12 protein-coding genes and 1 riboswitch are annotated in these 12890 nt (G+C 46.1%); of the genes, 11 read left to right on the top strand and 1 reads right to left on the bottom strand.

The genetic code is table 11. The features are described from left to right. Nucleotides 1–479: 479 nt before the first annotated feature. From ACSYSK_RS06280 to ACSYSK_RS06250, 7 genes are all read left to right on the top strand, one after another. Nucleotides 480–2552 (top strand): Na+/H+ antiporter, encoded by a 2073-nt coding sequence (locus ACSYSK_RS06280; RefSeq protein ID WP_491714295.1) that lies wholly within the window; start codon nucleotides 480–482, stop codon nucleotides 2550–2552. A gap of 172 nt (nucleotides 2553–2724) precedes the next feature. Next, nucleotides 2725–3021: a hypothetical protein gene (locus ACSYSK_RS06275; RefSeq protein WP_491714294.1), complete on the top strand. Its 297-nt coding sequence runs from the start codon at nucleotides 2725–2727 to the stop codon at nucleotides 3019–3021. Nucleotides 3022–3037: 16 nt separating this feature from the next. Continuing rightward, entirely contained in the window at nucleotides 3038–4717 is a 1680-nt protein-coding gene (locus ACSYSK_RS06270) for an ABC-ATPase domain-containing protein (RefSeq protein ID WP_491714293.1), read from the top strand. A gap of 88 nt (nucleotides 4718–4805) precedes the next feature. Continuing rightward, nucleotides 4806–4906, top strand: a riboswitch (TPP riboswitch). A 98-nt stretch (nucleotides 4907–5004) separates the two neighbouring features. After that, a complete protein-coding gene (gene thiM, locus ACSYSK_RS06265) occupies nucleotides 5005–5805 on the top strand; it encodes a hydroxyethylthiazole kinase (RefSeq protein WP_491714292.1) in 801 nt (266 codons plus the stop codon). Continuing rightward, complete coding sequence (gene thiD / locus ACSYSK_RS06260; RefSeq protein WP_491714291.1) at nucleotides 5805–6620, top strand: bifunctional hydroxymethylpyrimidine kinase/phosphomethylpyrimidine kinase; 816 nt, start codon at nucleotides 5805–5807, stop codon at nucleotides 6618–6620. Before thiM ends, thiD begins: the two co-directional genes overlap by 1 nt. After that, a complete protein-coding gene (gene thiE, locus ACSYSK_RS06255) occupies nucleotides 6620–7258 on the top strand; it encodes a thiamine phosphate synthase (protein ID WP_491714290.1) in 639 nt (212 codons plus the stop codon). The genes thiD and thiE overlap by 1 nt, the downstream gene beginning before the upstream one ends. 112 nt (nucleotides 7259–7370) lie before the next feature. Continuing rightward, nucleotides 7371–7793, top strand: a complete 423-nt coding sequence (locus tag ACSYSK_RS06250) for an acyl-CoA thioesterase (RefSeq protein WP_491714289.1) — start codon at nucleotides 7371–7373, stop codon at nucleotides 7791–7793. Between the two features lie 189 nt (nucleotides 7794–7982). Here the strand turns inward: ACSYSK_RS06250 and ACSYSK_RS06245 are convergent, their stop codons facing one another. Continuing rightward, nucleotides 7983–8717, bottom strand: coding sequence for a deoxynucleoside kinase (locus ACSYSK_RS06245; RefSeq protein ID WP_491714288.1), 735 nt, complete (start codon nucleotides 8715–8717; stop codon nucleotides 7983–7985). A gap of 168 nt (nucleotides 8718–8885) precedes the next feature. Here ACSYSK_RS06245 and purB point away from each other — a divergent pair, with 168 nt between their 5' ends. From purB to ACSYSK_RS06225, 4 genes are all read left to right on the top strand, one after another. Next, a complete protein-coding gene (purB, locus tag ACSYSK_RS06240; protein WP_491714287.1) occupies nucleotides 8886–10178 on the top strand; it encodes an adenylosuccinate lyase in 1293 nt (430 codons plus the stop codon). A gap of 98 nt (nucleotides 10179–10276) precedes the next feature. Next, complete coding sequence (locus ACSYSK_RS06235) at nucleotides 10277–11155, top strand: LysR family transcriptional regulator (RefSeq protein ID WP_491714286.1); 879 nt, start codon at nucleotides 10277–10279, stop codon at nucleotides 11153–11155. Between the two features lie 26 nt (nucleotides 11156–11181). Then, the gene (locus ACSYSK_RS06230) at nucleotides 11182–12555 is read left to right on the top strand and encodes an MATE family efflux transporter (RefSeq protein ID WP_491714285.1); all 1374 of its coding nucleotides are present in this window, start codon (nucleotides 11182–11184) and stop codon (nucleotides 12553–12555) included. 87 nt (nucleotides 12556–12642) lie between these two features. Beyond that, nucleotides 12643–12852: a DUF2187 domain-containing protein gene (locus tag ACSYSK_RS06225; RefSeq protein ID WP_491714284.1), complete on the top strand. Its 210-nt coding sequence runs from the start codon at nucleotides 12643–12645 to the stop codon at nucleotides 12850–12852. Nucleotides 12853–12890: the final 38 nt, after the last annotated feature.

Here is a 12890-nt window from a genome sequence, read left to right as displayed (position 1 = left end):
TTCCCTGATAATGGGGGGCCGCCAATGAAAACTAATTGATTTCATCTTCATCGCTTGATTAGAGGTGAGCAGTTTTAAACCGGTGGTTTTCCTTGCAGCGAACGGAAACTCTCTGAGCCAGCACGGAATAAAACAATCCTTGTCATCGCGTTTTGTAATTACAGTTTAATTGTTTATTAATTTAAACTAATCAAAATGATATGTCAATAGTTTTGATTAATTTTTTAAATGAAAAATTAGTCTGCGTAGTAGACTGCAAAAAAGTTGCTAATTGTAGTGCAATCGGGGAAAAACAGTGCTATACTCAGGGCAGTGATATTTTTCACATAAATTTCTCTCTCTTGCCTAACCTTGCTCGAGGTTAGGTCTTTTTGTGTTACCAATATTAAAACAAACGGTAATTTTTGCCGCTTGAAAATAAATTTGTTAAAATAAAATAGTAGTTTATTTTAAATGTTCAAGGAAGGTGATCAAATAGCGTGCAAATAATCGAAATTGTGATTTTGATGGCAGTCTTAATTTTGTTTTCTAATATTATTAATCATTACCTGCCATCGATCCCTTTGAGTTTGATCCAAATCGTGTTAGGTTTGGTGACGGCTTTAAGCGGCAGGTATCAGATCAATCTGAGTTCGGATTGGTTTTTGCTGGTTTTTATCGCACCGTTGCTGTACACTGACGGGCGCTTGTTTCCCAAGCGGGAATTATGGCGGATGCGCGGGCCGATTTTAGGTAACGCGATCCTGTTGGTTTTTTTAACGACCGGCTTTGGTGGTTTTTTAATTCACGAAATGTTACCAGCGATCCCACTGATGGAGGCGTTCGCGTTGGCGGCAATCTTATCTCCGACCGACCCGATCGCCGTGCAGTCGATCGCTAAAAAAGCTAAGTTACCCGAAAGTATTATGCACCTAGTCAGCGGTGAGAGTTTGATCAACGATGCTTCGGGGCTGGTGGCTTTCAAGTATGCGTTAAGCGCAGTTTTGACGGGAACTTTTTCTCTACTCAAAGCGGGCGGCAGTTTTATTTACGTCGGGATCGTCGGGATCATCGCCGGCATTATCCTCCAGCGCTTATTAGATCTATTACAAGAAGTGTTAAAAAGAAACGGGATCGACGATGTAGTCTTTCACACCGCGATCCAAATCGTAACGCCGTTTTTAATTTATATCCTGACCGAAGAGGTCTTACACGCATCCGGTGTGATCAGCGTCGTGGCTGCGGGAGTCTTTACCAAGTTTGGCACGTCGGTCGATTACCGGCCGGAATTGAAGGTAGTGGCGACGCGGACGTGGGATGTGTTGAACTATTTTTTAAACGGCTTTGTCTTTATCTTATTAGGAAATGCCCTGCCGAACGCGACGCGTAACGTGATCGTTGGTAATCAGTTTGGAACCTTTCAGGCACTCAGTTACGCGTTTTTGACCTGGGTGATCATCTTAGCGATCAGGGTCTTGTGGTCGTATATTTACCTGATTTTTCCCAGCAAAAAAAAGCAACAGTTGTCTAAAAATCAAGGAGCGTTTCGGTCGGCGTTGCTCACCGGACTTTCAGGTGTCAGGGGCGCCGTGACGATGGCCGGGGTGTTATCGTTGCCGTTTAGGATGCCGAGTGGTGCTCCTTTTCCCGAACGTGACCTGGTGATCTTTATCGCGTCGGCGGTGATCATCTTTAGTTTGTTGGCGGCGGTGATCACGTTGCCGTTAGTCGCTAAGGATACAGTGCCGATCTTAACGCGTGGAAGCTTGATCGACGATGAACAACAAGATGAACAGCAGCCGCACTATTTAACGGAAAATGAGGCTTACCTGATCATTTTAAGGCTAGCTATTTCGAATTTAAACGAACACATAGACGAGAAAAACCAACGCGCGGGTTACGAATTGATTTTGGATTATCAGTCGATGGAACGCCAGATCGAAATGGAGATCAGAAACGACGAACAAGTCGAAAAGGCGTTAAAAAACGAGGCGCTTTTGCGGAAAGTGGCGCTTAAAGGCGAGTTAGAAACGATCGAGAAACTGCGCCAACAAAAACAGATCTCTAAGACGACTTACCAGCAGGAAAAATACCGGGTAAATCAAGATCTCAAACACGCGGCTAGGATCTCCGAACAACCTAAATTAAGTATTGTGATCGACTGGCGAGCATTGAGCAGGTTGTTCCACCATCTTTTTGGTTCGTGGACTTCGGCGCAAAAAAAGGAAGTTTTGCGTAAAGAATCGTTGATGGTCCAGCGTCAATGTGCTAAAGCGGCGATCAAGGCGTTGTCGCGTTTCGTGGCGTCTGACGAAGGACAAAAGAGTCACCGGCCGACGATTTATCACCTCGTGATCATGTACCGCAACCGGATCGAACGAATCAAAGACAAATCGAATTTTGAATTTGCGGAATACCAAAAGCAACACGATCAGTTGCACACGATGGTCCTAGGAGCACAGCGTGCGGCCGTGCAGTCGATGCTGGAATCCGGGCGGATCAACCGCAAGACTGCGGCTAAATTACGACATTATATCAATTATTCTGAAAATGCGGCGGCAATCGACGAGTAAGCCGTGAAGTTAGTCACAGATAAAAGTGGGGCTGGGGTAAAGTGATTTTGCCGCAGCCCCACTTTTGGATAGCTTGACGGACAACTGTGGTAAAAATCATTAGCTTAATTTTAATTCTTGGACTAAAATTTAGTAGTAGGCTTAACTGATTTGTCAAAGGAGTTGTTTAGTAATGAATAATTTTGAACCAGTTACATTAGAATTTACCGATAACAACAAGGAAAAACAGCAGCTCAATGCTAATTTAGTGAAGGATTTTTCGCTGAGTTTAAACACCCATTACCTACTGAGTTTTAAATCGGTGGCGCAAGCCCAGCAATTTGGACAAGACATTCAACGCAAACGCATCGAAGTTACTGACCAACAGGGGGTCACTAAGATCTACCGCGTTAAGGACTTTACGATTAGAGATGAAGATGGCAGCGGGATAGTACAAGGGGAATTGTATTTGTTAGTAGTTTTGTCGTAATGAGGAGACATTAGTTGTGGATAAATTAAAAACAGCGTTACTGAGTTTGGATCACAAGGGGTATGGTGCTTATAAATCGTTGCAGCAGACTTATCAGTGTAAATGGTACCGCTTAACGTTTGATCACGTACAAGCCGATCCGTACGCGCCGGCGTCACGGTTACATATCGAGTTGCCTAACACCAACGCAAAAATTCCCGCTGAGTTGTTGGCACGAAAAGAACAGCGTTTGGCGGTGGCGGATTTTTTGACTCGTAGTTTTGGCGCGGTCGCCGCTAAATTACAGCCTCATAGTAGTAAAAAAACGGGTGCGTTGGGGATCGTTTCTTGCGGTCCGGAAATTTTAGCGCGGACAGCCGTAGTGTTTTCCGCTACCACGATCGAAGTCCGACTGACAGCTAATTTGCCGGCGGCGGGCAGAAGGATCTTAGGCCGGGCCGCCGCGGAGTTACTGACCGAATTGTTACCGCGCATCGTGCAAAGCGCTTTGTTTTACCACAACCTCGATCAGGCTGGTTTACGCCGTCAAGTTGAATTAGTTACGACCCAAACGCAGATCAGAAAACTGATGCGTCAACACCACCTGGTAAGCTTTGTGGCCGACGGGGCCATTTTACCGCGTAAAAGTGGCGCGAGCGACCTCCCGTTAGCGACAGCCATGCCGTTTAGCTCTCCTGCATCTTTACGGGTGACATTGACTTTAGATAACGGTCAGCAGGTGACTGGCATGGGGATCAAAGAGGGCATCACGCTGATCGTAGGCGGTGGTTATCACGGTAAATCTACTCTGTTACGGGCGCTTGAAACCGGGGTATACGATCATCGTTTAGGCGACGGGCGAGAGTTAGTATTGACGGACCCGACTGCCGTTAAGGTCAGGGCCGAAGACGGTCGCAGCGTGACGAAAGCGGACCTGACTCCATTTATCAATAACATTCCCGGTAATGTTGATACTGCGAATTTTTCTACGACTAACGCCAGCGGCAGTACTTCTCAGGCGGCTAATATGCTCGAAGCTTTGGAGTGCGGGGCCCAGACGCTGTTGATCGATGAAGACACCTCGGCTACTAATTTTATGATCCGTGATAGTCAGATGCAGCAGTTGGTGGCACAAGAGCCGATCACGCCGTTTGTAGCGCAGATCAAGCCATTATTCGAACAACTCCACGTTTCGACCATTTTAGTGACGGGCGGATCGGGTGCTTATTTTGCCGTTAGCGACAGGGTGATCATGATGGATCATTACCAGGCATTAGACGTGACTAAAAAAGCCCACGAAATTGCACGAAACGCTTCTGAAACGGTGAGCGCTAGTACTAAAAATGATTTTAGCGATTTACCCGCGCGGATCCCGTTAGCCGGCAATTTTGTTGCTCACGATCGGCGTGATCGCTTTAAGGTTCATGGTAAAAATGAACTTTCGTTTGGGCACAGTCAGCTTGATTTAGCCGCTTTAGAACAGTTGTTAGATGTCAGTCAAACTAGGGGGATCGCCGCAATACTTGGGTTATTGGCCCATAAATATTTTGATGGAAATAAGACACTTAACCAAGTGCTGCGAGAAGTATACGCTGTAATAGCAGATGTTGGTGTGGCCCGGGTATTGGCGCCTAAATATCAAGGAGATGTTGCGTTACCGCGACCACAAGAAGTCGCTGCCGTGCTGAATCGCTACCGCCAATTACGGCTGCGTTAAAGATAAAAAATTAGCCAAGTGCTTTACAATTTGTCGGCTGGTGGGCTTGCGTCGCTTGGTAAATTTTGCTATGATGAACGCGATAATTAAGTTAAGCAAGGGGAGCTTTAACCGGCTGAGATAGACAAATGTCTGAACCCTTAGAACCTGTAAGTTAGTACTTGCGTAGGGATGTGCGGCTATTTCATTTGCAATTGAAGGCCTTCTCATGCCTGAGAGGCCTTTTTGCGTACAACAAACTAAAGCAATTACTACTGAAGGTGACCAGTGAAAGGAAGTCTTAGTAGATGAAGTTAGAACTATTGGATCAGATCAGGAAAGATAATCCCGTGGTGTTGAACATTTCGAATTTTGTGACCGTGCAAGACGTTGCTAACGGGATCAACGCGATCGGCGCTTCGCCTATCATGTCAGAAGAGATCAGTGAAACCGTTGAGATGATCGGGATCTGCGATGCGGTTGCGTTAAATTTGGGTTCGTTTACCACCGTGCAAATAGAACATATGCGCGCCATGGGGCTAGCTGCCAACAAGGCGGGCAAGCCGGTCGTACTCGATCCGGTTGCCGTTGGTGCGATTGCCTACCGTAAACAAGTCGCCTTAGAGTTACTAAAAGATATTAAAGTGGCGGTGATCCGGGGCAATGCCGGAGAAATTGCTGCGTTAGCGGGCTATGAGTGGAATTCTAAGGGAATCGATGCCGGTCAAGGCGATGGTGATTTGATCGAGATCGCCAACCAAGCGGCACGCAAATTTAACTGTGTGGTTTTATTGAGCGGACAGACCGATTATATCGCGGACGGGACGCAAACAGTTGCCGTGCACAACGGGACGCCGCTATTTGCCGTTCACGTTGGTTCGGGTGACATGTTATCGAGTATCGTAGCCGCATTTTTGGCGGTGAGCGGCCATGACTATTTTACCGCGGCACAAACGGCTGCACTGGTATTTGCTTGTGTCGGAGAATTAGCGGTTGGTGGTGCTACTGATATTGGTCCGGGAACTTTTACGGTCAATTTGTTAGACCAACTGACGTTAGCGACTAGTGCGCAGATCAAACAGCGGGCTAATTACGAGGAGGTCCATTAATGGAAGAACGGGTCAATTCGTTTCCCCAAGCAGTGACGATCGCAGGGACCGATTCCGGTGGTGGTGCTGGTGTCATGGCGGATTTGAAAACGATGCAGGAACGCCGCGTTTTTGGAACGGCGGTGATCGTGGCCGTGACCGCCCAAAATACTTTGGGAGTCCAACGTTCTTTAATGCTACCAGAAGAAATGGTTGCACAGCAATTCGCTTCACTAGCGGACGATTTGAGCATTAGGGCTTGTAAGACCGGCATGTTAGGAGATGCGGCCCACGTGCACTACGTTGCCAGCAACTTACAAAAATATGATTTTGGTCCCTTGACGGTCGATCCGGTGATGATCGCTAAGGGGGGCGCAGTATTATTGACTGACGATGCGATTACGGTAGTCAAAGAAGAACTCTTGCCGTTGGCGACGGTGGTAACGCCTAATTTATTGGAAGCACAGCGATTGGTGGGTGCTGAAATTAAGAGTCAGCAGGATTTTAATTTAGCCGCACGGAAACTACAGCAGTTAGGCGCTAAAAACGTCATTATTAAGGGTGGACACGCCGCTGGTCAAGACGTCGCCGACTACTTACTCTTTGCCGATGGTACCGATCTTTGGTTGAGCGCGCCGCGGATCGACACGGTGCGCACGCACGGTACGGGCGATACGCTGTCGTCTTGTTTGACCGCTGAATTGGCAAAAGGGGTTCCCTTGAAAAAAGCGGTACGCACCGCGAAAGACTTTGTACAAGCTGCGATCGCCAATACGATCCAGGTGGGCCACGGCCATGGTCCGTTAAATCACTGGGCGTACGGGGAGGCTAAATAATGTTTCAGCAAGAGATTTTACGGGCGTATTTTGTTTGCGGTACCCAAGATGTGCCACAGACTACGACCCTAGAAAAAATTGTAACTAAGGCGCTACAAGCGGGGATCAGCGCCTACCAGTTTCGCGATAAGGGAACTGGTTCACGACTAACGAGTACTGACGAGCGTGTGGCTACGGCTAAACGGTTGCGTCAGTTGTGTGCCGCTTATCACGTGCCTTTTATCGTGGATGACGACGTACAGTTGGCTAAAATGGTCAAAGCCGATGGAATTCACGTGGGGCAAAAAGACGAGCGAGTCCAAGAAGTGCTTGCTGACGTGGGTGACCAGATGTTTGTCGGGTTGTCGTGTTCTAATCGCAAAGAAGTTGCGCAGGCCAATCAAATTGCCGATATTGCTTATTATGGTTGCGGCCCGGTATTTATCACGGGTTCAAAGGCTGACGCTTCGCCTGTGATCGGACTTGCGGGACTGACTAAATTAAACGAGCTTGCTAAGCGACCAGTCGTAGCGATCGGTGGCATCAGCACGGCTAACGTTGCGGCTGTGACTCAAACTGGAGTCGCAGGTAGCGCGGTGATCTCGATGATCGCGCAGAGTACTGATATTGCTGCTAGCGTTGCTGTTTTAAAAAATTAATTACAATAATAGGAGTTGGGATGTTTTAAACGTCTCAGCTCCTATTGTTAGCTAAGCAGGAGTGTTAAACTACTTGTAGTAGTCTAATTAATTGATGATAAGGAGAAAAGCAATGCTTAAACCATACACGCATAAAGTTCAGTACTACGAAACCGATCAGATGGGGATCACTAATCACACTAATTACATTCGTTTTATGGAAGAGGCGCGCAGTGATTTTTTAGAACAGATCGGCTGGTCGTACGCTAAATTAGAGGAATCCGGGATGATCTCGCCGGTCGTTTCGGTGGCATGTAAGTATCACAAAATGACTAAGTATCCGGACATTATTCAAATAGTAACGACAATTCAAAAAGTTAAACGCGCTAAATTGACTTTGGGTTATACGATGAGTGTGGCGGGTCAGGTAGTGTGTGAGGCGACAAGTGCACACGGCTTTTTAGACCGTGACGGACGGATAGTCGATCTGGCAAAAGACCTGCCACAGTTTTACGCTAAGTTGCAGGAACTACAAGCTGTGGAAGCTGACGATTAAAATCAAGCTGCGCAGCAAGGCGGCTAGCTTACAAATCTTACCTTGCGTAGCGCGATTAAAAAAGTAAGTGAAAAGTAGCCGTGAATCAACATAGCTCTGCGACACTCCCGCAGATATTTGACACCACCAAAAAAGAGGGGTTGGGACAAAACAGAATTTTGTCCCAGCTTCCTCTTTTTTTATTATTTTTTAGTCATTTTGTTCACGCTGTTTTCGCAAACGTTTTAGGTCAGTCGGTGACAATTTGTCTAACGAGACTAATTTTTCTTCGATCTGGTCGAGTACGACGGTGCGGTCACTTTGATCTTCGACAAAATCGTAACGATCCCCGTCGATCACCAATAAAGGTGAAAGTTGGTAAGAATCTTCCCATTTTTGGTAGTATTCTAAGAGTTGGTGATAGTAACTGACTAGTGAAGGGTCCGTTTCGATCTGTTCGTACTTGCGGCCGCGTTTTTTGATCCGGGCGATCATGGTCTCGTAAGAAACGTGAATGATCACGAGCAAGTCGGGGTGTTGGTTTTGCGTGACGAATTTTAATTCCGCAAGCATGTTGGCTAATAGTTCTTGGTAAATTTGGTATTCGATCTCAGTGGCATTACCCATATCGGTATTCATTTTCATAAATAAGGCGTCTTCGTAGATCGAGCGGTCTAAAACGTTATTGTCGGCGGTCTTAGCTTCTTTGATCATTTTAAAGCGACGGTTTAAAAAGAAAGTTTGCAACAAGTAAGCATAAGGGTTAGAAGCATCTTTTTGACCAGCTTGCCGTTTTTGGGCTGCAATTTCGTTTCCCTGATAAAATAAGGGCAAAACGGGGTTGTCGTCTACTGGTTCGTAAAAAGCGCGTGTTCCTAATTCGTCGGATAAAATTTTAGTTAAACTAGATTTGCCGGAACCGATAATACCGGATAAGGTAATCAAAATGAAGCCAACTCCTTTTTTGGTTTAAACATCTTATCCATCATACATTGCGCCGGGGTGCTTTTCAAGAAATAGGGTAACGCAACATTAACGTTAAAAATAGCCAAAGTTAAATTTTACATGGTACAATGAATTCAGTGTCAAAATAAAATTTGAGGAGAAACAATCATGCTTGCAAGGTATACTAGACCGCAGATGGCTGCAATTTGGAACGATCAAAAAAAATATGAATGCTGGCTAGAAGTGGAGATCGCAGTCGTCGAAGCGTGGGCTAAATTAGGACATATTCCCACACAAGATGCGGCTAAAGTCCGCCAAAATGCGCGTTTTGACGTGCAGCGGATCGCCGAGATCGAAGCGGTGACTCACCACGACGTGATCGCATTTACTAGGTGCGTGTCGGAGTCGTTAGGGCCGGAGAAAAAATGGGTCCATTATGGCTTGACGAGTACCGACGTGGTAGATACCGCATATGGTTATCAGCTGAAACAGGCTAACGCGGTGTTGCTGGCAGATCTAGAAAACTTTCAAGAAATCGTCGCTACTAAAGCGCGCCAGTACCAACACACGGTGATGATGGGCAGAACTCACGGCGTACACGCGGAACCAATTACTTTTGGCTTGAAACTGGCACGGTGGTATTCCGAGATCAAACGCGACATCGAGCGTTTTAAACACGCGGCTCACGGCATTGAAGCCGGCAAGATCAGTGGGGCCGTGGGAACTTTTGCTAATATCGATCCCTTCGTGGAAAAATACGTTTGTGACAAATTAGGGTTGACTGCTCAAGAAATTTCTAGTCAGGTATTACCGCGCGACTTACACGCTGAATACGTGGCTACTTTGGGATTGATCGCCACCAGTTTGGAAGAATTTGCTACCGAGATCCGCGGTTTACAAAAAACCGAAACTAGGGAGGTCGAAGAGCATTTTAGCAAGGGACAAAAGGGCTCTTCGGCGATGCCCCATAAGAGAAACCCGATCGGTTCGGAAAATATTTGCGGGTTGGCACGGGTGATCCGGGGTCACGTGATGACTGCTTACGAAGACGTTTCGTTATGGCATGAACGCGATATTTCACATTCTTCGGCGGAGCGGATCATTTTACCTGACACGACTATTTTGTTAGATTATATGCTGAATCGTTTCGGTAAGATTCTCAACAATTTGACGGTTTTTCCTGAAAATATGAAAAAAAATATGAATAAAACATTTGGTTTGATTTATAGTGGACGAGTATTATTGAAATTGATCGATACGGGGATGACAAGAGAAGAGGCCTACGATTTGATCCAGCCTAAGACGGCCCGGGCGTGGGACGAACAACTCTCCTTTAGAAAATTGCTGGAAGCAGATCCTAAAATCACTTCCAGACTCGATCAAGCAGCCCTAGACGATGCCTTTGACTATCATTGGCATTTAAAGCGTGTCGATGAGATCTTTGAACGCGTAGGACTGTAAATGTAGAAACGACTAAAAAGACTTGTGCGCTGTAACTAGCGGGCAAAGTCTTTTTTATTAACCAAATGCTGGTATCAGCGAAAGGGGGGAGGCTAGCCATGGTTGATTTTTCTTATCATGTTTTTAGCACGGTCGTTCAGCAAAAGACTTTCATCGCTGCGGCTAAGAAGTTAAACGTGACTCCTTCGGCGATCAGTCATTCGATCGCGGGGCTGGAAAAAGAGTTAGGGTGCGTGTTGCTGATCCGAAATCGGACCGGGATCACGTTAACGACGGACGGGGCTAAGATCTTGCCGTTGGTCGAAGAAATTTTACAGGCCGAAGCACGGCTGACCGAAGAAGCGGCGCGCTTGACGGGGTTAGCCGCTGGTAAATTACGGATCGGTGCTTTTAGTAGTGTGTGTATCAACTGGTTGCCGCCGATCATTCAAAAATTTAAAAAGCAATACCCGCAAATTGAGATCAGCGTTTTGCAGGGGAATTTTAATCAGGTAACTGAACAGGTTCGTTTGGGGCAATTAGATGTCGGTTTTTCGGCGTTACCGATCAAGGAAAATTTAGCGATTTTTCCGGTCCATCGTGATATGATCTATTGTATTGCACCCAAGAATTTCACCCCGCAAAATGGCAAATCGATCACTAAAACGGACGTGGAAAATGAAACTTTTATCTTACAGCAAGTCGATTACGACCGGGATACCAAACAAGCGCTCGACACGTACAACGTTTCGGTCAACTCATTGCAATACAGTATCGATGACGCTTCGATCATTGCCATGGTAGAAAGTGGATTAGGACTGGGGATTTTACCGGAATTAGCGTTACAGGAACTAACGGGAAACGTCAAACGCTATCCTTTTTCCCAAAATTTTTACCGCACATTAGCACTAGTTGCTCAACCTACTAGCAAACAAACTCCGTCGACCAAAGCGTTTTTACAGGTTGCACTGGCGTGGCTAGAGGATTATTATTCATAATCAATTGATAAGGAGGAAATCAAAGGGTGAAGGAGTTAACGAAGGGTAGTCCCCTTAAACTGATTTTATTTTTTGCGTTGCCGTTACTGATCGGCAATTTATTTCAGCAGTTATACAGTTTGTCGGATACTTTGATCGTGGGACAAACTTTAGGGGTCAATGCTTTGGCCGCGGTAGGTTCGACTAGTAGTATCCAATTTTTGATCATTGGTTTCGCGCAGGGGATCACGGCGGGACTATCGATCATGACCGCGCAGTATTTTGGGGCTCACGATGTTTATCAGGTGCGCCGTAGTTTTGCGACCAGTATCGTGATCAGCTTGGTGATCTCGTTGGTCTTAACTTTTTTGAGCGTATATTTTATTCGCGATATTTTATTACTGATGAACACACCTGCGGCGATCGAACATAACGCTCAACTTTTTAGTACGATCATCTTTGGCGGCTTTAGCATTCAGATGGCTTATAACCTATTGGCTAACATGATCCGCAGTTTGGGTGACAGTAAAACGCCGTTGTATTTTTTGATCATCGCGGCCGTCGTCAATATTTTACTGGAATTATTGTTCATTATCGTGTTTCGGTGGGGGATCGCCGGGGCCGGTTTTGCGACCTTATTAGCACAGTTATTTTCGGTAGTACTATGTGTGATCTACATTATTAAACGAATTCCGTTACTACAGGTGCGCCTGGGTGATTTTAAAACGATCGACTGGCCAATGGTCAAAGAGCACCTGTACGTCGGTTTGCCGATGGGCTTTCAGTCGTCGATCATCGCGATCGGTTCGATCATGATTCAGTCAGCGTTGAACTCTCTAGGAACCACCGCGGTGGCTGCCACGACTGCCGCCAGCAAGATCGATCAGATCGCCACTTTGCCCCTGTCATCTTTTGGGGTAGCAATGGCGACTTATACCGCACAAAATTACGGTGCTAAGGAATTTGGCAGGATCTTGCGGGGCGTGAAGTCCGCGACTGCAGTTTCGGTGACCTTTAGTATCGTGGCGGCTTTTTTGGTGATCCGCTGCGGACAATTGCTAGTGGTCTTATTTGTCGGCCACACTACCGGGGTACTGAATTTATCGCAGGTTTATTTTAATATCAACGCCACTTTTTACCCGTTGTTGGCGATCTTATTTATCTTCAGAAATACCCTACAGGGACTGGGACAAAGTGGTGTCCCGACACTGGCGGGGATCGCCGAGTTGGTAATGCGGATGGGCGCGGCCTTATTTTTGGCGACGCGTTTTGGTTATGCCGGGGCGTGTTTTGCTAGTCCGTTAGCGTGGTTGGGTTCGTGTGCCGTCCTGATCGTTTCTTACTTGCGGGCGGTGAAGATGCTGCGTTTTCGCGAGCAAAAGAAATTACAAGATCAGGCGGACACAGAATTTTCTAAATAAATTTTATTTGCTTAAATAATAGTAAATCCTTGCTTGTTGCCCCAAAATTTGTTATGATGCAAGGCATGTTTAGCAATAAGGGGTGACATGCAGGTGGCTAAGTTTAAAATTGGTGATCAAGTTAAATGTCAAAAGTATGGTTCGCTGAAAAATGATTTTACGGGTTCGATCGAAAAGATTTATGAAAATTCTGCGATGGTAGCAATTAGTGAGTACCAAGAAGATGATGAACTGGCTGTTGGGGATTTTCATCACCGGGCAGTTGTTAGTTTTAACGCAATGAAAAAAATTTCGTAATAGTTAATGACAAGTGGCATGTTTTATGCTATACTTGT

This window comes from Ligilactobacillus sp. ESL1201 (genome assembly GCF_058503265.1).
Note: the sequence above shows the minus strand (reverse complement) of the source record. Positions and strands in the feature narration are given on the sequence as shown.

Excerpts from the sequence above, each read along its gene's own strand:
- ACSYSK_RS06275 (WP_491714294.1), top strand. The coding sequence starts at position 2,725 with ATGAATAATTTTGAACCAGTTACATTAGAATTTACCGATAACAACAAG.
- thiM (WP_491714292.1), top strand. The coding sequence starts at position 5,005 with ATGAAGTTAGAACTATTGGATCAGATCAGGAAAGATAATCCCGTGGTG.
- thiD (WP_491714291.1), top strand. The coding sequence starts at position 5,805 with ATGGAAGAACGGGTCAATTCGTTTCCCCAAGCAGTGACGATCGCAGGG.
- thiE (WP_491714290.1), top strand. The coding sequence starts at position 6,620 with ATGTTTCAGCAAGAGATTTTACGGGCGTATTTTGTTTGCGGTACCCAA.
- ACSYSK_RS06250 (WP_491714289.1), top strand. The coding sequence starts at position 7,371 with ATGCTTAAACCATACACGCATAAAGTTCAGTACTACGAAACCGATCAG.
- purB (WP_491714287.1), top strand. The coding sequence starts at position 8,886 with ATGCTTGCAAGGTATACTAGACCGCAGATGGCTGCAATTTGGAACGAT.
- ACSYSK_RS06235 (WP_491714286.1), top strand. The coding sequence starts at position 10,277 with ATGGTTGATTTTTCTTATCATGTTTTTAGCACGGTCGTTCAGCAAAAG.
- ACSYSK_RS06225 (WP_491714284.1), top strand. The coding sequence starts at position 12,643 with ATGCAGGTGGCTAAGTTTAAAATTGGTGATCAAGTTAAATGTCAAAAG.